This is a genomic window from Archangium sp. (genome assembly GCF_045802675.1).
Classification (GTDB): Bacteria; Myxococcota; Myxococcia; order Myxococcales; family Myxococcaceae; genus Archangium.
In genome coordinates, this window is the sequence record NZ_JBJMQO010000020.1 from 83,441 (window position 1) to 106,454 (window position 23,014).

The window sequence follows — 23,014 nt, forward strand, 5'->3', positions numbered from 1 at the left end:
GCGCTAGCATGGACTCCTCTCCGTCACTCCTGAAGAGGCAGTCCCATGAGCAGCAGCAGAGTGAACCTCCTCGCCCCCGAGGTGCGAGCCAACCCCTACCCCGTCTTCGCCGGCTTGCGCCGCCACGCGCCCGTGAGCCAGGTGGACCCGATGGGGCTGTGGGCTGTCTCGCGCTTCGCGGACGTGTCCCAGGTGCTGAAGAACCCGCAGCTCTTCGCCTCCGAGGGCTTCAAGCAGGCCTACCGCCCGGCCTGGTTCCCCGATTACCCGATGGCGGACTCCATGCTGGTGATGGATCCGCCGCACCACACGCGGCTGAAGGCGCTCGTCACCCGCGCCTTCGGTCCTTCGGTCATCACGCGGCTGGAGCCGCGCATCCGCCAGCTCGCGGAGCAGACCGTGGCCGAGCTGCCCGTGGACCAATCGGTGGACTTCGTGTCGGCCTTCTCCGTGCGCGTGCCGCTGGCCGTCATCGCCGAGCTGATGGGCCTGGGTCCCTCCATCTACCCGGACCTCAAGCGCTGGGCGGACCTCTTCGCCACCTTCACCGGCATCCCCGCCCACGACACCGGGCGCCAGCAGCAGATGCGCGACGCGGTGGCCGAGTTCCGCCGCCACTTCGAGCAGGTGCTGGAGGAGCGCCGCCGCGAGCCGCGCGAGGACCTGGTGAGCGACCTGCTGCGCGCGCGCGTGGACGGCGAGGCCCTGACGCAGACGGAGCTGATGGGCTTCATGTTCCTGCTCCTCACGGCCGGCATGGAGACGACGGTGCACCTGATGAGCCACTCGGCGCACCGGCTCCACCTGCAGCCGGAGCTGATGGAGCGGCTGCGCGCGGACCGCTCGCTCCTCCCCCGCTTCATCGACGAGATGCTGCGCTACGAGCCCCCGGTGCACGGCGTCTTCCGGATGACCACCCAGGAGGTGGAGCTCGGCGGCGTGCGCCTGCCCAGGGGCGCGCGGCTGCTCTTGCTGCTGTGCTCGGCCAACCGCGACGAGGCACAGTTCCCCGAGCCCGACCGCTTCGACCTGGAGCGCCCCGGACCGCAGAATCTGCCCTTCGGCCATGGCATCCACTTCTGCCTGGGTGCCCACCTCGCACGGCTCGAGGGCCGGATCGCCCTGGAGGCGCTCGTCTCCCGCTTCTCGCGGCTCACGGCCGGGGATGGGCCGGTGCGGTGGAACTCGTCGCTGGTGGTGCGAGGCCCCACCGCCCTGCCGCTCGTGGCCCGGCTCTCCTAGCCCCCCCTCACCCTCAACGGAGGTACAGCGATGAGCAGCCGAGTGAACTTGTTGGCCCCCGAGGTCCGCGCCAACCCCTACCCCGTCTACGCTCAGCTGCGCCGCCACGCGCCCGTGAGCCAGGTGGACCCGCTGGGGCTGTGGGCCATCTCGCGGCACGAGGACGTGCTGTACGCGATGAAGAACCATCAGCTCTTCACCGCCGAAGGCTTCCGTCAGGCCTACCGCCCCGAGTGGATCTCCGACTACCCGCTGGCGGACTCGGCGCTGGTGATGGATCCGCCACGCCACACCCGCCTGCGCGCGCTCATCAACCGCGCCTTCGGCACCTCCGTCATCACCCGCATCGAGCCGGTCGTGCGCCAGCTCGCGGAGCGCATCGCCGCCCACATCCCCGAGGGGCGCCCGGTGGACTTCGTGGAGCACTTCGCCACCCCCATGCCCATGGGCGTCATCGGGGAGCTGCTGGGACTCTCGCCGGAGGTGCACCCGCGCTTGATGCGCTGGGCCGAGCACCTGGCGCACTTCACCGGCATCGGTCCCCACGAGACCGAGCGGCAGGCGGCGATGCGCGCCACGGTGAACGAGGTCCGCCAGCACTTCACGCAGGTGCTCGAGGAGCGCCGGCGCAACCCGGGCGACAACCTGGTGACGGACCTGCTGCGCGCGCGTGTGGAGGGCGAGTCGCTCTCGGACATGGAGCTGATGGGCTTCATGTTCCTGCTGCTCATCGGCGGCCTGGAGACGACGCTGCACCTGATGAGCCACGCCGCGCACCGGCTCCACCTGCAGCCGGAGCTGATGACGCTGCTGCGCGAGCAGCCCGCCCTCATCCCCCGCTTCATCGACGAGGTGCTGCGCCACGAGCCGCCCGTGCACGGCGTGATGCGGCAGGCCGCCGAGGAGGTGGAGCTCCGGGGCGTGCGCGTGCCCAGGGGCGCACGGGTCCTCATCCTCCTGGCCTCGGCCAACCGCGACGAGGCGCAGTTCCCCGAGCCGGACCGCTTCGACCTGGACCGCCCCGGCCCGCAGAACCTGCCCTTCGGCCACGGCATCCACTTCTGCCTGGGCTCGCAGCTCGCGCGAATGGAGGCACGGCTGTCGGTGGAGGCGCTGCTCGCCCGCTTCGCCCGGCTCACCGCGGGCGACGCGCCGGTGCAGTGGAATGCCTCGCTCATCGTCCGGGGCCCCGCGCACCTGCCCCTGGTGGCCCACACGGCCTGAGCAAGCGGAGCGCCCGGCTGCCCGGTCTCCATCGGACCGCTCCGGTACCGCCGCCTGCCCGGCTCCGGCGGCGTGTCCATGGTGTAGCTCAAGGAGATGGCGCCCCCATGCTGACCGCCGACACCGATGTCTCCACCGCCCGGGCGGTCGCCGCCCGGGCAGCCCCCTCCCTCGCCATCCTGGAGATGCCAGGCCGTCAGGGGGTGGGCTTCGTGGCCTCGCCCCACGGCTTCCTCGTCACCAACCTGCACGTGGTGGCGGGTGCCGAGGAGATCCACGTCCTGCTCGCCGACGAGCAGTTCCTCGAGGTGGAAGAGGTGGTCGCGCTCGACGAGAAACGGGACCTGGCCGTGCTGCAACTGCCCACGCATGGCCTGGAGGCGCTGCGCCTGGATGGCGCGGCCCACCCCGGCGAGGGCGACGTGCTCTTCATCCTCCTCCCGGCGGGCGGCGGCATGCTGGGCCTGATGGAGACGCGGGTGCATGCGGTGCAGGTGCTCGACGAGTCCCTCACCTTCCTCGAGCTGGAGGCGGCCCTTCCAGAGGATGCCTCGGGCAGCCCGGTGCTGGATGCCTCGGGCGCGTTCGTGGGCGTGGCCACGTGCGCCTTCGCGGACGGGCGGCCCGTCACCATCGTCATCCCCTCGCGCTACGTGGTGCCGCTGCTGGAGCAGCCCGGCTCCCGTCCCCTCTCCGCGCTCATGCTCGTCCGGCCCGCGGCCTCCCGCGAGCGGCAGGTGCCCACGCATCCGATCTCGCTGCTGGAGGGGTGCGCCACGGACGGGGTGGAGGAGATCGCCCTCGCCATCATGCAGGCCATCCAGCTCGGCGCCCCCGCCTACAACCGCGGAGACCCCGAGACCTGTTACCGCCTTTATGAGCGCACGGCCGAGCAGCTCCTCCAGGAGCGCACCGACTGCCCCGGAGCCCAGGCCGCCCTACGCGAGGGACTCCAGCGCTGCACGCGGCTCGACGATGCCGACTCCTGCGCCTGGGCCCTGCGCGACACCTTCGATGGCCTGCTGCACGTCATCGATCGCTGGCTCCAGGCCCAGGCCGCCTTCGCACGCATGTCGGCCCCCAAGTCGTACCTCCAGTGAAGCACCCGGGGACCGCCGCGGCACCAGCAGTGGAATTCCATGAAATCCGTTTTTTACCCAGCATCCATGGTAGACAGGCAAGCATGAATTTCCGTTGAAAACGCTCCCCGTCATCAGGACAGCTGCCCGTCCGTAGTAAGACGGGGCCATCACGGCACCATTCCGGTGAGGAGTGCATGCGGGCCCTGTTGGTTCCCTCCGAGAGCATCGATCTATCGCCCGTGGAGCAGCTGCTCCGGCAACTCGGAATGACGCCGACCTGCGCGGCGGATGACGAGGCGGCGATCACCGCCTTCCGCCTGAGCCCCTATCCGCTCGTGCTGATGGGAATGGACGGCGCGGGGGACCGGATCGTCCTCGTGCGCGCGCTCCGAGCCTGCCCGCGCGGGATGCAGGCCTCCATCCTCCTGGTGGCCCGCTCCGAGCAACTGGGGCAGGTGCAGCCGCTGCTGGAGGCCGGGGTGGATGACTTCCTGTCCCTGCCGTTGGACGAGACCTCGGCACTGCTGCGGCTGCGTCTGGCCGAGCGCCGGGCGGCCGAGCGGCCCGAGCCCCTGCCGGAGGACTTCGAGTTGGACGGGCTGTGCGCGGTGCTGCTGCGCGAGAGCCCGGTGCCCACGTGCATCACCACGCGAGAGGGCAACGCCTTCGTCGAGGTGAACGAGGCCTGCACGCAGCTCTTCGGCTACACGCGCGAGGAGATGCTCTGGCGCACCTCGGGGGAGCTGAACATGTGGGAGAGCCCCGTCGAGATCGATCGGCTGGCGGCGCTCTTCCGGGAGCAGGGGGTGCTGCGCGGGGTGGAGTGCCGCGTGCGGACGAAGAGCGGGGAGCTGCGCGACGTGCTCGTCTTCACGGGCATCGCCGAGTACGCGGGCACGCCGCACCTGGTGTCGATGTTCCCGGACGTCACCGAGCGCAAGCAGATGCACGCGCGGCTGCTGCTGGCGGACCGGATGGCCTCGGTGGGGACGCTGGCCGCGGGCGTGGCGCACGAAATCAACAACCCGCTGGCCTACGTGCTGGCGAACCTCGGCTACGCGCACGAGGAGCTGGCGCACCAGGTGGAGTGCGGGCCGGCGCAACCGGACGCCGCACCGGGCAGGCTGAAGACGATCCGCGACGCGCTCGGCGAGGCGCGGCAGGGAGCGGACCGGGTGCGGACCATCGTCGGGGATCTCAAGACGTTCTCCCGCGAGGCGCAGGATCCCATCCGGCCGGTGGACGTGAAGCGGGTGCTGGACTCCACGCTCAACCTGGCGTCCGGGGAGATTCGTCACCGGGCGCGGCTGGTGAAGCAGTACGGGGAGGACGTGCCCCCGGTGCGCGGCAACGATTCACGGCTGGGCCAGGTGTTCCTCAACCTGCTGGTGAACGCGGCCCAGGCCATTCCCTCGGATGGGGACGCGGACCACCATGAGATTCGCGTCACCACGCGCATGGCCGGTCCAGGGAAGGTGGCGGTGGAGGTCTCGGACACCGGAGCGGGCATTGCCCCGGAGCTGATGGGCCGCATCTTCGATCCCTTCTTCACCACCAAGCCGCCAGGGGTGGGCACGGGGCTGGGCCTGTCCATCTGCCACAACCTCATCACCGCGATGGGCGGGGAGATGCACGTGCACAGCGACCTGGGGAAGGGGACTACATTCCAGGTGCTGCTGCCAGCGGCGCTCACGCCGGAGGAGCCCGTGCGGGAGGCGAGTGTCCCGGCGGTGACGGGAGGGCCGAGGGGCCGTGTGCTGGTGATCGACGACGAGCCGATGCTGTGCTCGGCGGTGGAGCGGATTCTGAGGCCGCACCACGACGTGGTGTTCACCACGCTGGCGGCCGAGGTGCTCCCGCGGTTGGAGGCGGGCGAGCACTTCGATCTCATCCTGTGTGACTTGATGATGCCGCGGATGAACGGGATGGACTTCCACGCGGCGCTGCACCGGTTGAGGCCGGAGCTGACGGGCCGGGTGATCTTCCTGACGGGAGGGGCCTTCACGGCGCAGGCGAGGACCTTCCTGGAGCGGGTGCCCAACCGGCGGGTGGAGAAGCCCTTCGACGCGCGCGCCCTGCTGGCGGTGACGCGCGAGGTGCTCGCCACCACCGGGTGAGACTGTGAAGCACCTGCCAGGGCCGCTGCGCCTGGCGAGACAAGGCGACGATCTATGTTGCCGGAGACCGCGACTCCCTCTCCTGGCGAGTGACTGAGCCCAGCCAGGGAAACCACAGCTCATGCCGCCCGTTCTTCGCGGTGGAGGACGACGACTATCCTGCCTCGCGGGTGTGGGTCGTGGGGTACGTCCACAACCACCTCTGTGGCGCGCCTCCCTCCTCGGACGATCTCGCTAGATGGCCTACAGACGCGTTTGCCCCCTATGTGGCCATGGCGGAAGTCCGCCTGATTCCGGGCAACGGGCAACCGGACCACCCGGCTCCCGCGGTCTACAAGAACACGGGTATTGAGATGGCCTCGGCCATCGTGGCGGAGCACCAGGACGGCACGCGCCTCTTCCTGCGCTACTTTCCCACGGGCGAGGTTCAACAGTGGAGCGACACGAGGGCCGGCTGGGTCACCCTCGGTACCTGTGCCCCACGCCGACGCGACAGCCGCAATCGCCCCCTCCCGCCGCAATGCAGCCCTGAACCTCTGCGGTTGTTGAGAGAGTAGGCGCTCGTCACGTGCCAACGGTCAGCAAGAAGAGCCTCAGACCCACGCTGGCGCCTCCAGGGTGATACCCCTGTTACCGAGGGTGCTATCACCGGGTGTGGCTTCAGGAGAATGCGATGAACAAGGTGTATGCGCTCGCAGTGCTCACCGCAGTGCTCTCAGGATGTTCCTTGACCGCCGCTGCCAGGAAGAGGCAGATCGAGTGGCCGGTCGAAGCCTCGACCCAGCTCATCGTCCCGTCCGTGGAAGCGGGGGCTGCGCTCGCCGCCGTGGCTGCCATCCACGAGATGGTAAGAACCAACCCCTATCCAGACCTGTTCTGGGGCTGCTCCAGCCCCGAGCAGGGTTTGGATGTCGTCGTCTTCAAGAACTTGTCGTCGAGCTTGTACTATGTGTCGCTCATCCAGCGCTTCGATCGGTGCGGCGAACCGCGCGGCTCTCCCTCTCGGGTGCTCGATGGGTGGTACGAGTACGCGGTAACCCCCCAAGGCGAGGTGGTGGCCGAAATTCTGCCGCCTGTGTATGAGGATGAGGCCTCCTCTCCCCGCGCAAGCCCTACCCCTGCCGGACAAACCGCGCCACCTGCCGCTCCGCCTCCCCCTACGGGAGCCAATACGCCCGCGCCGACACCAGCACCGGCCCCTGCTCCGCCGCCCGCCCCCGCAGCTTCGCCTCCGGCTGCCCCTTGCCCCGCATCGTCACCGCCCGCCCCCCCCGCACCAGGTACGCCGACGCCAGCGCCGGCCAGTCCGGCAGCTCCATCAACGCCCGCGCCACCACCCCCTACGCCCGCAGCCGCTCCTTCGCCTCAGGCATCCCCTCCGCCTGCATCTCCTGACAAGCTCTGGGATGGGAGACCCTGTCAGTGAAGAGAGTGTCGAAAGCTTCCGGGCGCCAATCCCTGCAAGTAGCACGGGCCTTCGACCAGCTCATCGCCGCGACCAGCGATAACTCCTTCGAGGTGCTGGAAGGCAAGTACAAGGCACTGGAGCGGCACCTTCTGCGCTCGGTCATCGAGACGGACTTCGAGCGCAAGGAATTACGGCGGCGTATCGCCGAGAGGCTCTTCACCGAGGCCTTCGCACACGATTGCCCCTGGCCGATTCTCGGGCGCACCCTGCGGCGCATCCAGCGGCTGGGCTACTCGAACGTGGAGCGCCGCTACCATGTGGCCTGCCTCTACGCCATGTGGTGTGCGCGGCACCGCGAACACGATCCACGGCAGGCCCGCCGGCTGCTCGATGAGACGGAGCAGCACCTGCTCCGTCTCCCCCGCTCCAGCCGGTTACGTCAGGGTCTGTTGGAGGCGCTCACGGAGAAGCGCCGGGAAACGGGCCTGCAACCGCTGGACGGTTGAGCCGCTCAGACGCGCTGGTCGCCCTCGTGCAGCTCGTGTCCGGAGAGCAGGCGGGCGGTGCGCTGGAGGCGCTCGGAGCTCAACCGCGAGAGCGCCTCGCGCACTCCGGACTGCACGAGGATGTGGCGCTCGACGGCCTGGCGATCCAACCGCAGCAGCGTGCAGGGCGAGTACGTGGACACCGTCGCCGTGGCCGGCAGGCCCAGCAGCACCGAGAGCTCACCGAACAGGTCTCCCTCGCGCAGCACGGGGTAGTGGCTCTCGTGCCCGTCCGGATGCCGGTGGGACACCCGGCACTGGCCGCGCAGAATCAGATACAGGGCCTCGCCCGCCTGTCCCTGGGTGAGCAGCGTCTGGTTCGCCGGCACCGTCTGCAGCTGGAAGGCCTGGACCGCGGCCTCGCGCTGCGCGGGCGTGAGGGACGCGAGCAGCGGGTTGCTGCGCAGCACGTTGGCCAGCACCCGCTCCTGGTGGAAGGAGCGCAGCACCTCGCCCACCGAGGGGTGGCGCTGCACGAGCCGCTCCACCTGCTCGCGCGTCAGCACCAGCACCGTGGTGCGCTCGGCGGCCACCACGCTCGCCAGCCGGGGCCCCTCGGACAGCAGCGCCATCTCGCCGAAGAAGTCCCCCTCGCCCAGGGAGGCCACCTTGCGCCGCTGGCCGCCCTGCAGCTGGCGCACCACGTCCACGCGCCCCTCCACGAGGGCGAACATGGAGGTACCCGGCTCGCCCTCCGTGACGATGGGGGCGCCCGGCTCGAAGGCCTTCAGCGCCAGCTGTTCCATCACCGCCAGGAAGGCCGCCTCGTCCAGCTGCGAGAAGAGCGGGTGACGCGGCGGGCTCTCGGGAGACACCGGCTCCACGCCCCGGGACGCAGCGGACGCCGCCACGGGCAGGGCCACCACGGGCACCGGCGCGGGGGTCAGCCGGGGCCTGGGCGCCAGGCGGCGCGCGTAGAGCTCCACCAGCAGCTGCTGCGTCCGGCCATGGCTCGGCTCGAACTGGAGGATGACCTTGCACAGGGCGATGGCGCGCAGCAGCCACCCCTGCCGGGCCCACGCCATGGCCACCGACTCGTACGTGTCGACGGCCTCCTTCTTGCGCCCCAGCCGCTGGAGCAGCTCGGCCACCTTCTGGCGGCTGGCCAGGTCCTCCGGCGCCGCCCGCGCCACGTACTGGTACTCGGCGAGCGCCTCCTCCAGCCTCCCACTGGCGAAGAGTTGAGCGGCGTCGTCCTTGTGCTCGCGAAGCGTCTCGGCGGTCATGGTGTCCCTCTCCCAAGGCGGGTCCACGCGGTCTGTCCTGGGGTGTCCCCCCGTCCCGCGTGCCATTCGTTTCTCTCACGGAGGCCGCATCGGGAATGTGATGCGGGCGACGCCCCCGGAGTGAGCTCCATCACAGGGTCCGGCTCACGTCCCGGAGGGCTCGCGCCATTCCAGCAGGTAGAGGTTCAGCTCCTCCTGCTTGCCCTTCACCGGGGTGGGGGGCAGCGCCTGGGCGGGCCAGGCTCTATCGCGCCAGCGCTCGAAGGTGGTGGCGTTCATGCGGATCTCCCCGTCCCTGGCGGCGGAGCACACCCGGCTGGCGACGTTGGTCGCATCCCCGATGGTGGCGTATTGCAGGTACTGCTCGGAGCCGATGTTCCCGGCCGCCACCCGCCCCGTGTTCAGGCCCACGTGGATTTGAAGCTCGGGCCGGCCCTGGGAGCGCCAGCGCGCGTTGAGCTGGGCGAGCGCCCGCTGCATCTCCACCGCGGCGCGCACGGCCCGGTCCGCGTCGTCCGGGTGGGAGAAGGGCGCGCCCCACACCGCCATCAGCGCGTCGCCGATGTACTTCTCCAACGTGCCCTCGTACTTGAAGACGATGTCCGCCATCACCGGGAAGTAGTCGTTGAGCAGATCCACCACCTGCCGGGGCTCCAGCTGGGAGGAGAGCGCGGTGAAGCCACTGATGTCGGAGAAGAGGACGGTCACCTCCGTCTCGATGGTCTCCAGGGGAGCGCCCCGGGCCATCTGCAGCTTCTTGAGCGTCGTCGGAGGGAAGAAGCGCACCAACACCGCCTCCTCCTCGAGCCGCCGCACCAGCATCGAGTTGTCGAGCGCGATGGCGGCCTGGTTGGCGAAGGCCGTGAGGAACTCCAGGTCCTCCTCGCCGAAGCCGTTGGGCCGGGTGAGGTTGTCCACGTACAGCACGCCCAGCACCTCGTCGCGGGGCTTGAGCGGCGCGCACATGGAGGCCTGGATGGACTGCAGCACCACCGAGGCGGCGGCATCCAGGCGGGGATCCACCCGGGCGTCGGAGAAGAGCGCCGCCACGCTCTGGTGGCGCACGTAGTCGACGATGCGCTGGCTGTAGAACACGCCCGAGGGCGACTCACCGTTGGCCAGGCGCGCCACGCGCGGCAGCAGCTTGCCCGTGGCCGGGTCCACCAGGAGGATGGCCGCGCGATCCACCTCCATGATCTGGAAGACGAGGTCGAGGATGCGCTCCAGCAGGGCCTCGATGGAGCCGGGCGAGGAGAGCAACTGGCTCACCTTGAGCAGAACCTGGAGCTTGTCGTGGGCCCGGTCGTCCAGGTTCGCGCGCCGCACCTTGAGGGCGGAGGACTCCGCGCGCTCCGAGCGCCGCCCCAGCAGCTCATCCATCGAGCCGGGGGAGAAGCGCGTCTGGAGCGACTGCACCTGCGTGGGCGACAGGTCCAACGGCAGCACGCGCGTGCTGGGCACCAGCTTGAAGCGCACCTCGCCACAGCGGAAGGACTCGCCGTCCCGGAGCTCGTAGCGGTCGATCCGCAGCTCGTTGACGAACGTGCCATTCTTGCTGCTCAGGTCCATCAGGACGACACGCTCGCCCTCGCGCTCGAGCCGCGCGTGCCGCCGCGACAAGCTCTTGTGGAGCACGCAGATGGTGCTCTCCTCCGTACGGCCGATCGTCACGGGGCCTTCGGGGAGCTCGAACACCTGCTCGTCCAGCAGGCCCGGATTCATGATGAGCTGCATGTGTCTGGACTCCCTGGGCGGGAACTAACCTTCCTTCGAGGCCGCGAGCACGGCCGGGGTCGAGCCCGCCCTCATCGCATTGGCGTCGATGGAGGCGGTCTGGTCCGAGCTCGAAATCCGCTCGTCCTGGCGCGACACGACTTCATGCACCGCCAGCGACACGGTGGAGCCGGGCAGGCTCCGGGAGCCGAGCGACCTGCACTCGAACGCCCCTTCCAGCCGCATGCGCAGGTGCTCGCCGATGAGGAGCTGATCCCTCTCGGCCATCACGGTCAGCCGGGCCGCGGTGTTCACCGTCACGCCGAGCACCGTGTAATCCAGCCGGCCCAGGCCCCTGGCGCCGATGCTGCCGCAGATGAGCTCGCCCGAGTCCACGCCGATGCTCACCCCGTGCACGTACGGAGAGCCCTCGCCATAGCGGAAGGCCATGGCGCGCAGCTGCTGCCGCGCCGCCAGACAGGCCTCCAGGCCGCGGCTCAGGTGCCCCTGGCCCCGGAACACGGCCATCACCGCGTCCCCCACGAACTTGTCCACCACGCCCCCGCGCGAGAGCAGCTCCGGGACGATGATCTCGAAGTTGGCGTTGAGCCGGCGGATGACGGCCTCGGGCCGCTCCTGGGTGGTGACGGGGGTGAAGTCCTTCAGGTCCAGGAAGGCCACCGTGGCCTCCACCCGCTCGCCATCCACCAGGTCGGGGCCGCGCATCATCGGCCCCGCCCGCTCGAGGATGCCCCCGTTCACGAACATCCTCAGCAGGTGGTTCTCCTCGGCCGAGCGCACCATCTGGCGCAGCTCCGTCACCTGCCGCAGCGCCTTGTTGAGCGTGGCGTCCAGGTCCTGGAAGTCGATGGGCTTGACGAGGAAGTCGAAGGCCCCCCGGTTCATGGCCACCCGGATGTTGCTCATGTCGCTGTAGGCCGACACCATGATGACCTTGACGACCGGATTCACCTCGCCCACCCGCGCGAGGAACGTGAGCCCGTCCATCCTCGGCATGTTGATGTCGGACAGCACGACATCCGTATCCGGGTTCTGGCGCAGCTTCTCCAGCGCGTCCTCGCCGTCGCTGGCGAAGATGAAGGCGTAGACGGAGTCGCGGATCTGCTTGCGGAAGCGCTGGCGCATCAGCAGCTCCACGTCCGGCTCGTCGTCGATGACGAGGATTTTCGAGGCGCGGGCGGGGCGGTTGGCGTCCAGCAGCGCGGCGAAGGCCGCGGCCAGCTCCCGCGCGGACTGGAAGCGGCGCGAGGGGTCCACCTCCAGGGCGCGCGCGAAGAAGGCGTCCAGGCCCTGTCCCAGCTCGGGTACCAGGCTGGAGGGAGACTCGGCCAGGGCGCCCCCGCTGCGGCTCAAGTCACCGAGCGTGTCCGCGGAGAACGGGAAGCGGCCGGTGAGGGCCCGGTACGCCACCACCGCGAGCGACCAGAGGTCCGCGCGGTGATCAATCCGCAGGTCGCCCCGCATCTGCTCGGGGCTCATGTAGCGCGGGGTGCCCAGCACCCGGCCGGGCCGCTCGTCGGAGGACGAGCCACCGCCCTCCCAACGGGCCAGGCCGAAGTCGAGCACCTTCACCAGCTCCTCGCCCTCGTTGCGCGCGAGGAAGAGGTTCGCCGGCTTGAGGTCGCGGTGGATGATGCCGCAGGTGTGTGCGGAGGCCAGGGCGCGGGCGACCTGGTTGAGCAGGGAGGAGACCACGGCCGGAGCCAGCCGGCCCTGCCGCTCCAGACGCGTCTCGAGGTCCTCTCCCTCGAGCAGCTCCATGACGATGTACGGCGTGTCACCGTCCACGCCGTAGTCGTGGATCTGCACCACGTGGGGGTTGCGCAGCTGGGCGACCGACATCGCCTCCTGCTCGAACTGGTGACGCGCGGAGGCGGAGGCGATGCGCTCGGGGGCCATCAGCTTGAGGGCCACCCGCCGCTGCAGTTGGGAGTCGAGCGCGATCCAGATGGCACCCATGCCACCGCCCGCGACCTTCCGCTCCAACACGTACCTGCTGCCAATCCGGCGTACGGACATGAGCGATCCATCCAAATCTGATGACCCGGTCTCCAACCCCGAGGAGGCAAGACAGGCTGAGTCCCATCCACCTCCCCCTGCCTTCGGGTTGGAGCATGATGGCACAATTGCCGGGAGGGCGTAGAGCGTCGGTGAGCAGCCAGGAGCGGGGCTCCTTGCGGCCGCAACGGCGTGACGCCCTGTCACAGCAGGCACCCTGCAGGCGAGGGGCCGTCTCGTGCTGGTCCGGCCCGGCCGCAGCAGGCAAGATGAATTCCAGCAAGGCCGTTCTTCCGGGAGAGCAGCACGCCATGTCCTATTCGGATCTCCTCGCGCAGGTGCCCCTCTTCTCGTCCCTCGCGGGTGAGGACCTCGAGCGGCTCTCCACCCGCCTGCAGTCCAAGCACTACGACCGGGGGGAGATCATCTTCCAGCGGGGCGACCCGGGGGCGGACCTCTACATCATCCGCCAGGGCGAGGTGACCATCCGGCTCAGCGCGCCGGACGGCAAGGAGGTGTCGCTGGCGCTGGTGCGGCAGGGGGAGTCCTTCGGGGAGCTGGCGCTGCTGGATGACGCGCCGCGCTCGACGGACGCGGTGGCACGCGAGGAGACGCACCTGCTGAGCCTGCGGCGCGAGGCGCTCCACCACTTCCTGAAGGAGCGGCCCGAGGTGGTGCCCTCCCTGCTGGCCGAGCTGAGCCGTCTGGTGCGGCGCGTCACGAAGGCGGTGCACGACGCCAACTTCCTGGACGCGAAGGCCCGGCTGGCGCGCGTCCTGCTGGACCTGGCGCAGAGCCAGGGCAAGGCCGGTACCGAGGGCGTGGCCATCAACTCGCGGCTCACCCAGACGGAGCTGGCGGCGCTGTGCGGCCTCACCCGCGAGAGCACCAACCGGTGGCTGCGCTTCTACGCCCGCGAGGGGCTGCTGTCCTACGAGGAGGGCCGCATCACCCTCCTGGAGCCCGACAGCCTGCGCCAGAACGCCGATTGAGCGGGCGTCCAGGCGCTCGTCCGGCGCTCAGCGCACGAAGAACTGGCGCAGCACGGAGCTCATCGCCGCCACGTCCGCCGCGGCGGCCAGCTCGCGGATGGAGTGCATGGAGAGCATGGGGCTGCCCACGTCCACGGTGCGGATGCCCAGCTCGCCAGCGCTGATGGGGCCGATGGTGCTGCCGCACCCCAGGTCCGTGCGGGTGATGAAGTTCTGCGGCGTCACCCCCGCCTCGCGGCAGCAGAGCGAGAACCAGGCCCAGGTCTCTCCGTCGGTGGCGTAGGACTGGTTGACGTTGGACTTGATGACGGGGCCCCCGCCGAGCAGCGGCTGGTGCTTGGGCTCGTGCATGGAGGCGTAGTTGGGGTGCACCGCGTGCGCCATGTCCGCCGACACCAGGAAGGAGTGACGGATGGCCCGGTGGAACGCGTCCCGCCGCCCGTCCGAGTGCGCCAGGGTGATGCGCTCGAGCAAATCCTTGAGGAAGGGCGAGGCGGCGCCCTGGGCACTGACGCTGCCACACTCCTCGTGGTCATACAGGACGACGCCGCAGGTGGCCTCGCGCGGCCCGCTCATCGCCAGCAGCGCGGACAGGCCGGAGTGGCTGCTGGCCAGGTTGTCCAGGCGCGGCGCGTGGAGGAATTCACCATGCGCGCCGGAGCGGGTGGAGGGCTGCGTGTCATAGAGGCACAGGTCGAAGCCCAGGAGGTCCCCCGGCTCCACGCGGGTGCCGCCGCGGGCCAGCTCCTCGACGAGCATCGCCTTGAGGTCCAGGGCGCCCGAGCGCTCCAGGGCGAGCACCGGCACCAGGTGCTCCTGGGCGTTGAGCTTGAGACCGTCGCTGTTGACGGAGCGGTTGAGGTGGATGGCGAGGTTGGGGATGCGCAGCAGCGGGCGGCGGAAGTCCAGCAGGTGGTGGGTGAGGCGGCCGTCCCTGCCCGTCACCACGCGGCCGGCGAGCGACAGGTCGCGGTCCATCCACGTGCTGAAGAGGACGCCGCCATACACCTCCACGCCGAGCTGCTGGTAGCCGTGGCGCTGCACCTGGGCGTTGGGCTTGAGGCGCAGGTTGGGCGAGTCGGTGTGCGCCCCCACCAGGCGGAAGCCGGCGCGGTCCACCGGGGTGGTGCCCAGGTGGAAGGCGGCGATGCTGGTGTCGCCGCGGGTGACGAACACCTTGTCCCCGGGCTTCAGGTCCCACGGCTCGCGCTCGTCGAGGGCGCGGTACCCCTGGGCGGTGAGGCGGCGGATGCTCTCGCGCACCGCGTGGTAGGGCGTGGGCGAGGCGTCGATGAAGGCCAACAAATCATTGGCGGCGGCGTCGGTATCGGAGGGCGTCATCCCCTCCAGGCTAGCGCCGCCGCCACGCCCCGCCACAGGAAAGGCGGGGCGTGTGCCGGGTAGCGGCTACTTTCCGGCCTGGGTCGCGGGGATGGTGGCCTGGGTCCCGCCCGCCGGCTCCACCCCGCGGTACACGGCCGGCAGCGAGGCCGACACCTCACCCACGTAGAAGATGCCGTGGTAGCCCTGGCGGTTCTTGCCGCCGAAGAGCTGCACGAAGTAGCGCTCGCCGTTGTCCTCGCCCTTGGCCGGCTTCACGCCGCAGTCCAGCTTCTGCTCCTTGTCCAGGGCGCAGATCCACGCCGAGCCGCTCTTGTAGGCGATGTCCAGCGAGTACACGCTCGGCAGCGCGCTGGCGAGCCGGTAGCCCATGGGACGGTAGTCCTCGTTCCAGGGCACCCCCTTCACCTGGCGCGGGTGGAGGTTGCCGCTCACCACCAGCAGCACCCGCTTCTGGGACTTGCCGGCCACCTCCGCCACCGTCTTCGCCATGGCCTCCTCGCGCGCGTCGCCCTCGAGTGGCGGGTGATCATAGGCGAACACGGCCACGTCCAGCCCCTGGGCGCGCAGCTTGCGCAGGGCCGCGATGAGATAGACGACACCCTCGCTGTTGCGGCCGTCCGGGTAGGGGCTGCGCCAGAAGGGGCTCTCCATCAGCTTCGACCAGTCCGCCTCGGTGCCGGCGCTGGCCAGGAAGGCCTCCAGGCGCGCCTGGTTCATGTCCGGCACCTCCAGGCCCACCGTCACGGGGATGCCCTGGGTGGCCACCTGGCAGGCGCTCTGCGCGACGAAGTGCGGCACCTCCTGGGTGCCGTGCAGCTCGCCCAGCAGCACCACGTTGCCCTCGCGCGCCAGCTTGCCCAGGCCGAGGATGGGCACGCCGCACTCGATGTTGGCCTCCTTCGTCACCACCACGTCGGGGCTCGCGGCGGACTTCGTCGCGTTCTGCGCGAGCACCGGGGCGATCTTCCGGAACACCTTCCACTCCATCACCATGTCGCGCGCGGTGTGCTGGGAGTTGCCCACGATGGCGTTGTCGCCCGTCACGCGCAGCGACTGCTGCAGCATGTTCTCGTCGCTGCCGAACCCATTCGGGTTGTCGTCGGTGCGGCCGTCGATGTGCCACGACAGCTCGCTGCCCGTGGGCGCCAGCGCCTTGTTCACGCTGCGCGTGTCCCGGGTGATGATGAGCTTGCTGTGGTGGGGGCCCTCGGGCTGGGCGGTGACGAGGTAGCGGTGCCAGTAGCCCGCCACCCTCGAGCCGGCGAACTCCTCGCGCCACTCCGTCTCCAGCTGCGCCGCGTTCGGCGTCTCCCGGAAGACGAAGCCATTCACCAAGAAGTAGTTGCGCACCTGCGGCCAGACCTCGTCGATGGGCTGCTCATAGACGGCCTCCTGGTCCGGGGCGAAATCAACCAACCGCGTCGCGCATCCCGACAACGTCGCGAGCAGCAACAGGCAACCGGCCACCATCCTTCTCATGCAGGACTTCCTCTCGGGTCGAGACTACAGCGGGTGGGAATCCGTGGTGCGCTCCTCGTGCCGCACCGCCGGGGGAGAGGCTGACACGGGGCCCACGTAGAAGACACCGTGGAAACCGGACTCGCTCGGCCGCTCGAAAAGGGAAATGAAGAAACGGTCTCCGTTGTCCTTGCCCTTGGCCGGCCGCTCGCCGCACTCGAGCGACTCGCCCACGGAGCACATCCACGCCGTGCCGTTGTCGTAGGCCACGTCCAGGGCCATCAGGAAGGGCACCTTGCGGGCGAGCAGGTAGCCCATGGGGCGATAGCTCAGGTCCCACGGCACCCCGGGCTGGGTGCGCGGGTGGAGGTTGCCGGCGACGACGAGGAAGAAGCGCCCCGGGCCGGCCTGCACCTGGGTGAGGATGCTCCGGGCCATGGCCGCCTCGCGCGCCTCGCCCTGCAGCTCCGGATGGTCGAAGACGAAGACGTCCACGTCCAGGCCCTGGGCGTGCAACCAGCGCAGCTGCTCCAGGAGTTGGGCCACCGCCTCGCTGCCGCGGCCGTCCGGGTAGGGGCTGCGCCAGAAGGGGCTCTCCATCAGCAGCGCATGGTCCTGCCCGGTGCCCGCGCTGGCGATGAAGCGCCGCACCCGCTCCAAATCCTCCACCGGCAGCTCCAGGCCCACCGACACCGGGGTGCCGTGGGAGGCCACCTGGCAGGAGCCCAGCGCCACGAAGCGCGGCACCTCGCGCGTGCCGTGCAGCTCGCCCAGCAGCATCACCGCGCCCTTCCGGGCCTTCGCGGACAGGCCGATGATGGGCATGCCGCACTCGATGGAGCCGCTGCCCGGCTCCTGCTTCGTCGCCGCCAGCGCCAGCCCCTCCACGCCCTTGCGGCGCGCATCCAGCTCCGGGACGATGCGGTCGCGCAGCTCCCACTCCAGCCCCAGGTCCCTCGAGGCGTGCACGGGCTCGCCCGACGCGGACGGCGTGCCCAGGGGCAGCACGACACTCGACACGGACTCGTCGGGGACGAAGCGCAGGCGCGGCTCGCGGTCGGGCAGGCGCACGTCCATCTCCTCGACGCGAAGGTCCCCTCCCGGCAGCCCGTCATTGCCAGGGCCCGGGGCGCGGTTCGCCGCCTCCCAGTCGGGCTGCTTCACCGCGCTGACGGGAGCGCCCTCGGGGCTGCGGGTGGAGCGGAGGACCCACACCTGGCTGCGGGCGGGCCCGTCGCTCTTGCCCACGACGGTGAAGCGGTGCCAGAAGCCCGTCACCTTCGAGCCGGAGAACTCCTCGCGCCACTCCGTCTGCAACACGAAGTGGGCCGCGTCCTCCTTGGAGCGGAACCCCTTCTCCTGGAACCAGGTCCGCACCGAGGGCCAGACCTCCTCCAGCGGGTGCTCATAGACGGCCACCTCCTGCTTCTCCGGCCGGAGGGTGCCCTGGGACGAGGCGCACCCCACCAGCCCCCCCACCAGGAGAACCGAGAAGAAGAGGACCGCTCGCATCCGTACCTCCTGAGACGTGACGACCGCACACCTCTTAACGAAATGGGCGCGCGGACATACTGCCCGGAAACGAGCGGTTTTTCCCGAAGGGTGTCCTACCCACCCCCACCCTGCCCCAATTCCTCCAGGAGCCGGCGGGCGTTGTAGACCTTGCGCAGGCCCTCGAGGATGCCCTGGCTGTGCACGGAGACGGTGCGGTTGACGGACTCGTCGAAGCCGTACTCGCCGCCCAGGGACTGGATGTTGCCGTCGAAGACGATGCCCACCACTTCGGCGTCCTTGTTGAAGATGGGCGAGCCCGAGTTGCCTCCGATGATGTCGTTGCTGCTCACGAAGTCGAAGGGCGTCTGGAGCTCCAACCGGGGCTTCGCCTGGAGCCAGCTCGGGGGCAGGCGGAAGGGGTCCTCCCCCGTGGCGCGCTCGAAGAGGCCGGCCACCTGGGTGAAGGGCGGCACCGGCTTGCCGTCCCCGCCCTGGTAGCCCTTCACCTGGCCAAAGGACAGACGCAGCGTGAAGGTCGCATCCGGGTAGGTGCTGGTGCCGTAGGCCTCGAAGCGGGCGCGGGCGATGAGCTCGCCATTCTTGTCGGCCACGGACTCCACCTCCTCCTCGTAGCGCTTGCGGATGGCCCGGGCCTCCTCGTCGAGCACGCGGACGAGCTCCACCATGGAGTCCTTCGAGCTCCCGAGGGCCGCCGCGCCTCCCGTGTAGAGCTGGCGGCGCACCTGCGGGTTGGCCAGACGGGAGTTGGACACCGCCTTGCTCGCGAGCGCCCGCGGGGACTGCTTGCCGAGCACCTTCTTCACCACCGGATCATCCGGCCCGAGCTGCTCGCGCAGCTTCGTCAGGTAGAAGGTGAGCAGCGCCTCCTCCAGCTTGGGGTAGACGGGAGCCGGGCTGAAGAGCTGCTGCTCCAGCTCGGGCTTGCGCGCCTCGGCGTACTCCTCCAGCCGCTGCTCGTTGGGCTTGGGCAGCTCCTCGGAGGCCCGCACGAGCGCGCGCGCATAGCCGAAGAGGTCCGAGCCCGCCCCGGCGCTCTGCTCCAGCAGCCGCAGGCGGAGGCGCATCTCGCGCAGCGTGTCCGTGGCCTTGGCGATGTTGTCCCAGGCCTGGCCGAAGCGCTGCTGGCGCGTGGCGTCGGCCTTCACCCACTCGCGCAGCTTCTGCTCCTCGGCCACCTTCTTGGCGAAGAAGTCCCGGTCCACGAGCGCCTCGCGCCGGCCCACCAGCGCCTTGTAGCTGTTCTCCACGCCGAACTTGAGGTTGTTGGAGATGCGGGTGAACTCGGGGCCGCGCTGCTGGAACTCGTCGAGCATTCCCCTCATCTGCGCCAGCTGGAAGAGGCGCTCGGGCAGCGCGTAGTCGCGCTGGTAGGTGAGCTGGGCCACCGTCAGCAGGCGCGAGGTGCCGCCCGGGTTGCCAGCCACGAAGGTCAGCTCACCGTCCTGCGCGCCCCTGGCGGACCAGCGCAGGTAGTCGTCCACCTTCGCCGGCTTGCCATCCTGGTACACGCGCACGAAGGACACGTCGTAGTCGTAGCGGGGGAACTCGAAGTTGTCCGGGTCCCCACCGAAGAAGGCGATGGCCTCCTCGGGGGCGAACACCAGCCGCACGTCCTGGAAGCGCTGGTACTTGTAGAGGTTGTACATGCCGCCCCGGTAGAGCGTCACCACGTCACAGCGGATATCCGCCGCCGTGGCGCACGCCTTCTCCAGCCGGGCGATCTCCGCCCGCTGCGCATCCCGGAAGGCCGCGCCCTCCTTGCCCTGCGTGGCCTTGGTGAGCTCGGCGGTGACGTCGGTGATGTCCACCAGCTTGTTGACCTCGAAGGCCGGGCACTGACGCTCCTGCTGCGCGGTGGCCGCGTAGAAGCCCTTCACGATGAAGTCCGTCTGCGGGGTGGACAGCTGCTGCACGCACTCGCGCACGCAGTGGTGGTTCGTCATCACCAGCCCGTTGGGCGACACGAAGCTGGCCGAGCACCCTCCCGCGATGCGCGCCGTCGAGCGCCGTACCTTTGTCAGCCACTCCTGGCTCGGAGCGAAGCCGTAGCGCGCCTTCACCAGGTCGGAGGGGAAATTGTTGAAGGTCCACATCCCCTCATCGGCCCGGGCAATCCCGGCGACGAGCAGGAAGAGGACGGCGAACCACCGTGTCATGCGGAGTCTCCTTTGAGCACACCCGGGCAGGATTGGTCCCCACCCCGGGAGTCGGGTCAAAGACTCGTTTGCACGGACCGTCCGCGCGGACCCGCTCGTGCCGTCCAGATGACAGTCACCGGACGAGCGGTCGTGACCTCAGCCCGGCATCGCCCCCACGTAGCGGGACGCGGGACGGATGAGCCGGCCGGTGGCGCGCTGCTCGGCGACATGGCCCAGCCACCCGGCCACCCGGCCGCAGGCGAACGCGGCCGAGAACAGCGTGCGGTCCAGCCCCACCGCGTCGAGCAACACCGCCGTGTAGAACTCCACGTTCGCGCGCAGCGGCCGGTCCGGGTAGCGCTGGCGCAGAAGCTCATCCGCCGCGCGCTCCACCGCTCGCGCCAGGGCGAGCCGCTCGGTCTTCAGCCCTCCGTGCTCGAGCCGCTCGAGGGCTCGCTCCAGCACCGCCGCCCGAGGGTCCCTCACGCGGTAGATGCGGTGGCCCATGCCCATGATGCGGCGCCCGGCGCGCAGCTCCGCCTCGAGCCACGCGGCGGCCCGCTCCGGAGCGCCAATGGCATCCAGCATGTCCAGCACCGGGCCGGGTGCGCCCCCGTGCAGCGGCCCCTTCAGCGCGCCAATGGCCCCCACCACCGCCGACACCGCGTCCGAGCCCGTCGAGGCAATCACCCGCGCGGTGAACGTGGAGGCATTCAGCCCATGGTCGGACACGGTGACGAGGTACGCATCGAGCCCCGCGGCCCGCTCGGGCTGGGACTCGCCGCTCACCATGCGCAGCAGATCCGCCGCGTGGGACAGGGACGGGTCCGGCCGCACGGGGGCCAGGCCGCGCCGGCGCCTCGCCCACGCGCCCGTGAACACCGCCAGCGCCCCCGTCAGCAGGACGAACGCGTCCTGTTCATCGTCTGGGTTCACCGGAACGTGGGCCGCCGCGGCCCGGAGCGCATCCATCGCGTCCCGTGCCTCGAGCGCGTCCCCTACCCGCTCCAGCCACCCGAAGGCGCGCACCCGTGCCTCACCCAGGGCCGCCTGGAGCGACGGAGGCAACGCCCCCTTCGCATACGGCGCCCAGAGCCTCGCGCACACCTCCTCGAAGGAAACCGCCCCGGCGAGTGACTCCACGTCCCCGCCCGCGATCACCAACCGTCCCCGCTCGCCGTCCACCTCGCTCAACCGGGTCTCCGCCACCACCACACCTTCGAGACCCGCCTGCACAGCAGCCTGCGTCGCGTCCATGTTCGTGACCCTCCGACGCAAGCTGTAATTTCCGCCCTCCGCGCTCGAAACTGGATTCGACAATCGACATGTCCGGGCCCGGCGCCCAGGCAGGCAACCCCTCCGCTCACACCGGGACGAGGCGGAGGATGAGCACCGCCGCCAGCAGCAACACGCAGGCCCCCAGGGCGAGCACGCCATCCCGCCGCTGCGTCCCGCTGCCGGCGTAGGCCTTCTTGGGGCGAAGCTGGGCCTCCGCCACGTGGGCCAGTCCCAGCCCGAGGCTGAACACCAGCAACACCAGCCACGAGCGCAACAGCCCGGACTCGCTCCCGCGCCGCAAGTCATTGCACAGCGCGTGATGGCGTGGGCTCTGCTCGCTCTCCTGCGCCTCCTTCTGGGTGCCCGGAGACAGGAGATCCTCGCACCCCAGCAGCCGCGTCACCCGCATGCTCCACTGCGAGACCGTCGAGACCTGGATGAGTTTCCCTCCGGAGATCTTCAGGAACACGGGGGTGGGCGCGGGCCCGGACGCCTTCTCCGCGTCGGCCAGCACCTGCGCGGGAAGGCCGGGATGGGTGAGCAGCACCTCGGACACCGGGCGCGCCGCGCGGGAGAGCAGGCCCACCACCCCCGTGGTGCCAGACACCAGGGACGCCGGCACCGCGCCGAGCAGGGTGAGCACCAGCATGCAGCCCACACCCACCGCGGGCCCGAGCAGGCTGGGCTCGTCCTCCTCGCGCAGGGCGTAGCCGAAGGCCCCCCCCAACAGCCCCCACCAGGCGAAGAGGGCGAGGATGGCGCCCCAGTCGAGGCCCTCCTCCGCTCGCGGCAGCGTCCCGAGCACCCACCCCATGCCCACCACGGTGGCCGCGGCGCACAGCCCGGAGAAGACTCCGTGCAAGACATTGGACAGCAGCGAGTGCTTGGAGAAGTCACGCGCGTGCAGCAGCCACGCGAAGACGGCGCCCACCGGGAAGAAGGTGGCCACGCTGACGAGGAAGGGACGCCACAGCGAGGCGATGCGATCGCCCACCAGGTTCTCGCAGGCTCCCGCGAGGAAGACGACGGAGAAGGCTCCAATGGCCTTCAGGACACGGCGGCTCCGGCCCGAGCCCTTCTCCTTCCTGGCCGAGCGATCTCGGGGCTCGCGCTCGCCACGGGCCTCGCGGGCGGAGGCCTGCACGTGCTCGGTGAGGAACTCCACGACGATGCCCAGCGCGGCCCCCACCGCGGGCGCGCGCACCACGCTCATCCAATCCTGCAACCAGGCCTGGAGGACGACCCACGCCATCCACGCCAGCACGACACCCGCGCTCCCCAGCAGTCCGCCATACAGCGCCTGCCGCCACCTCACGTCATCGGGAACCGAATCCAACTCCAGCTTCGTCACGGGTGCTCCTCCCCACCCGCACGAGCATAGCGAGACCCCGTTGGCACCGACATGGGCCCCCCTCGGGAACACTTCGCCCGCCCGGGCGTTGCGGCGCGGCCGTTGCCTCGACCTACAGACGTGCACGCGGACCTCGCGAAGTTCATGGTGCGCTGGGACGGGAAGCAGCTCGTCCTGAAGACAGACGTAGAGCAGCCGATCGAGCGCACGGGCCCGCACACCTTCCGCACGCAGGACAAACAGGAGCTCGCGTTCGCCTTCAAGCCGGGCCAGCCGCGAGCGAAGTACCTCCACATGGACCTGCTGAGCGCCATCCGCTCCGGCGGATAGGGCCGGGGCCCACGTGGATTCAGCACGGGGAA

Annotated in this window: 18 protein-coding genes; 8 read left to right on the plus strand and 10 right to left on the minus strand. The window is 70.1% G+C overall.

Annotated features, from left to right (window positions below):
• Positions 1-45: 45 nt before the first annotated feature.
• From ACJ8AN_RS05080 to ACJ8AN_RS05100, 5 genes are all read left to right on the plus strand, one after another.
• A complete protein-coding gene (locus ACJ8AN_RS05080) occupies positions 46-1,242 on the plus strand; it encodes a cytochrome P450 (protein WP_407754086.1) in 1,197 nt (398 codons plus the stop codon).
• Between the two features lie 30 nt (positions 1,243-1,272).
• Positions 1,273-2,466 carry a cytochrome P450 gene (locus ACJ8AN_RS05085; protein ID WP_407754087.1) on the plus strand — a complete coding sequence of 398 codons (1,194 nt, stop codon included), beginning with the start codon at positions 1,273-1,275 and terminating at the stop codon, positions 2,464-2,466.
• Positions 2,467-2,573: 107 nt separating this feature from the next.
• Positions 2,574-3,566, plus strand: coding sequence for a trypsin-like peptidase domain-containing protein (locus ACJ8AN_RS05090; protein ID WP_407754088.1), 993 nt, complete (start codon positions 2,574-2,576; stop codon positions 3,564-3,566).
• A 176-nt stretch (positions 3,567-3,742) separates the two neighbouring features.
• Positions 3,743-5,665: an ATP-binding protein gene (locus ACJ8AN_RS05095; RefSeq protein ID WP_407754089.1), complete on the plus strand. Its 1,923-nt coding sequence runs from the start codon at positions 3,743-3,745 to the stop codon at positions 5,663-5,665.
• Between the two features lie 272 nt (positions 5,666-5,937).
• On the plus strand, positions 5,938-6,222 hold the full coding sequence (locus ACJ8AN_RS05100; protein WP_407754090.1) for a hypothetical protein: 285 nt from the start codon (positions 5,938-5,940) through the stop codon (positions 6,220-6,222).
• A 600-nt stretch (positions 6,223-6,822) separates the two neighbouring features.
• Here ACJ8AN_RS05100 and ACJ8AN_RS05105 read toward each other — a convergent pair.
• The gene (locus tag ACJ8AN_RS05105; RefSeq protein WP_407754091.1) at positions 6,823-6,999 is read right to left on the minus strand and encodes a hypothetical protein; all 177 of its coding nucleotides are present in this window, start codon (positions 6,997-6,999) and stop codon (positions 6,823-6,825) included.
• 97 nt (positions 7,000-7,096) lie between these two features.
• On the opposite strand from ACJ8AN_RS05105, the gene ACJ8AN_RS05110 reads away from it, so the two are divergent.
• The gene (locus ACJ8AN_RS05110) at positions 7,097-7,579 is read left to right on the plus strand and encodes a hypothetical protein (protein ID WP_407754092.1); all 483 of its coding nucleotides are present in this window, start codon (positions 7,097-7,099) and stop codon (positions 7,577-7,579) included.
• Between the two features lie 5 nt (positions 7,580-7,584).
• Here ACJ8AN_RS05110 and ACJ8AN_RS05115 read toward each other — a convergent pair whose 3' ends face one another.
• From ACJ8AN_RS05115 to ACJ8AN_RS05125, 3 genes are all read right to left on the minus strand, one after another.
• Positions 7,585-8,844 (minus strand): cyclic nucleotide-binding domain-containing protein, encoded by a 1,260-nt coding sequence (locus ACJ8AN_RS05115; RefSeq protein ID WP_407754093.1) that lies wholly within the window; start codon positions 8,842-8,844, stop codon positions 7,585-7,587.
• 144 nt (positions 8,845-8,988) lie between these two features.
• Entirely contained in the window at positions 8,989-10,578 is a 1,590-nt protein-coding gene (locus tag ACJ8AN_RS05120; RefSeq protein ID WP_407754094.1) for an adenylate/guanylate cyclase domain-containing protein, read from the minus strand.
• Positions 10,579-10,602: 24 nt separating this feature from the next.
• Entirely contained in the window at positions 10,603-12,597 is a 1,995-nt protein-coding gene (locus ACJ8AN_RS05125) for a protein kinase domain-containing protein (RefSeq protein ID WP_407754095.1), read from the minus strand.
• A gap of 248 nt (positions 12,598-12,845) precedes the next feature.
• Here ACJ8AN_RS05125 and ACJ8AN_RS05130 point away from each other — a divergent pair, with 248 nt between their 5' ends.
• On the plus strand, positions 12,846-13,568 hold the full coding sequence (locus ACJ8AN_RS05130; RefSeq protein ID WP_407754096.1) for a Crp/Fnr family transcriptional regulator: 723 nt from the start codon (positions 12,846-12,848) through the stop codon (positions 13,566-13,568).
• A 27-nt stretch (positions 13,569-13,595) separates the two neighbouring features.
• Here the strand turns inward: ACJ8AN_RS05130 and ACJ8AN_RS05135 are convergent, their stop codons facing one another.
• The 6 genes from ACJ8AN_RS05135 to ACJ8AN_RS05160 all read right to left on the minus strand — a co-directional run bounded on the left by ACJ8AN_RS05135 (position 13,596) and on the right by ACJ8AN_RS05160 (position 22,652).
• Positions 13,596-14,909 (minus strand): M18 family aminopeptidase, encoded by a 1,314-nt coding sequence (locus ACJ8AN_RS05135; protein ID WP_407754097.1) that lies wholly within the window; start codon positions 14,907-14,909, stop codon positions 13,596-13,598.
• 66 nt (positions 14,910-14,975) lie between these two features.
• Positions 14,976-16,391, minus strand: coding sequence for a hypothetical protein (locus ACJ8AN_RS05140; RefSeq protein WP_407754098.1), 1,416 nt, complete (start codon positions 16,389-16,391; stop codon positions 14,976-14,978).
• Between the two features lie 24 nt (positions 16,392-16,415).
• The gene (locus ACJ8AN_RS05145; RefSeq protein WP_407754099.1) at positions 16,416-17,882 is read right to left on the minus strand and encodes a hypothetical protein; all 1,467 of its coding nucleotides are present in this window, start codon (positions 17,880-17,882) and stop codon (positions 16,416-16,418) included.
• Positions 17,883-17,977: 95 nt separating this feature from the next.
• Positions 17,978-20,041 carry a S46 family peptidase gene (locus tag ACJ8AN_RS05150; RefSeq protein ID WP_407754100.1) on the minus strand — a complete coding sequence of 688 codons (2,064 nt, stop codon included), beginning with the start codon at positions 20,039-20,041 and terminating at the stop codon, positions 17,978-17,980.
• Between the two features lie 138 nt (positions 20,042-20,179).
• On the minus strand, positions 20,180-21,280 hold the full coding sequence (locus ACJ8AN_RS05155) for a citrate synthase (protein WP_407754101.1): 1,101 nt from the start codon (positions 21,278-21,280) through the stop codon (positions 20,180-20,182).
• A 106-nt stretch (positions 21,281-21,386) separates the two neighbouring features.
• Positions 21,387-22,652 carry a hypothetical protein gene (locus tag ACJ8AN_RS05160; protein WP_407754102.1) on the minus strand — a complete coding sequence of 422 codons (1,266 nt, stop codon included), beginning with the start codon at positions 22,650-22,652 and terminating at the stop codon, positions 21,387-21,389.
• Between the two features lie 102 nt (positions 22,653-22,754).
• Between ACJ8AN_RS05160 and ACJ8AN_RS05165 the strand changes: the two genes are divergently transcribed.
• On the plus strand, positions 22,755-22,982 hold the full coding sequence (locus ACJ8AN_RS05165; RefSeq protein WP_407754103.1) for a hypothetical protein: 228 nt from the start codon (positions 22,755-22,757) through the stop codon (positions 22,980-22,982).
• The last annotated feature ends 32 nt before the right edge of the window (positions 22,983-23,014 follow it).

Bases quoted from the DNA above. Each gene is read 5' to 3' on its own strand.
- ACJ8AN_RS05090 (WP_407754088.1), top strand. From the start codon at position 2,574: ATGCTGACCGCCGACACCGATGTCTCCACCGCCCGGGCGGTCGCCGCC.
- ACJ8AN_RS05150 (WP_407754100.1), bottom strand. From the start codon at position 20,041: ATGACACGGTGGTTCGCCGTCCTCTTCCTGCTCGTCGCCGGGATTGCC.
- ACJ8AN_RS05145 (WP_407754099.1), bottom strand. From the start codon at position 17,882: ATGCGAGCGGTCCTCTTCTTCTCGGTTCTCCTGGTGGGGGGGCTGGTG.
- ACJ8AN_RS05095 (WP_407754089.1), top strand. From the start codon at position 3,743: ATGCGGGCCCTGTTGGTTCCCTCCGAGAGCATCGATCTATCGCCCGTG.
- ACJ8AN_RS05100 (WP_407754090.1), top strand. From the start codon at position 5,938: ATGGCGGAAGTCCGCCTGATTCCGGGCAACGGGCAACCGGACCACCCG.
- ACJ8AN_RS05120 (WP_407754094.1), bottom strand. From the start codon at position 10,578: ATGCAGCTCATCATGAATCCGGGCCTGCTGGACGAGCAGGTGTTCGAG.
- ACJ8AN_RS05140 (WP_407754098.1), bottom strand. From the start codon at position 16,391: ATGAGAAGGATGGTGGCCGGTTGCCTGTTGCTGCTCGCGACGTTGTCG.
- ACJ8AN_RS05125 (WP_407754095.1), bottom strand. From the start codon at position 12,597: ATGTCCGTACGCCGGATTGGCAGCAGGTACGTGTTGGAGCGGAAGGTC.
- ACJ8AN_RS05115 (WP_407754093.1), bottom strand. From the start codon at position 8,844: ATGACCGCCGAGACGCTTCGCGAGCACAAGGACGACGCCGCTCAACTC.
- ACJ8AN_RS05085 (WP_407754087.1), top strand. From the start codon at position 1,273: ATGAGCAGCCGAGTGAACTTGTTGGCCCCCGAGGTCCGCGCCAACCCC.
- ACJ8AN_RS05135 (WP_407754097.1), bottom strand. From the start codon at position 14,909: ATGACGCCCTCCGATACCGACGCCGCCGCCAATGATTTGTTGGCCTTC.
- ACJ8AN_RS05130 (WP_407754096.1), top strand. From the start codon at position 12,846: ATGAATTCCAGCAAGGCCGTTCTTCCGGGAGAGCAGCACGCCATGTCC.
- ACJ8AN_RS05155 (WP_407754101.1), bottom strand. From the start codon at position 21,280: ATGGACGCGACGCAGGCTGCTGTGCAGGCGGGTCTCGAAGGTGTGGTG.
- ACJ8AN_RS05080 (WP_407754086.1), top strand. From the start codon at position 46: ATGAGCAGCAGCAGAGTGAACCTCCTCGCCCCCGAGGTGCGAGCCAAC.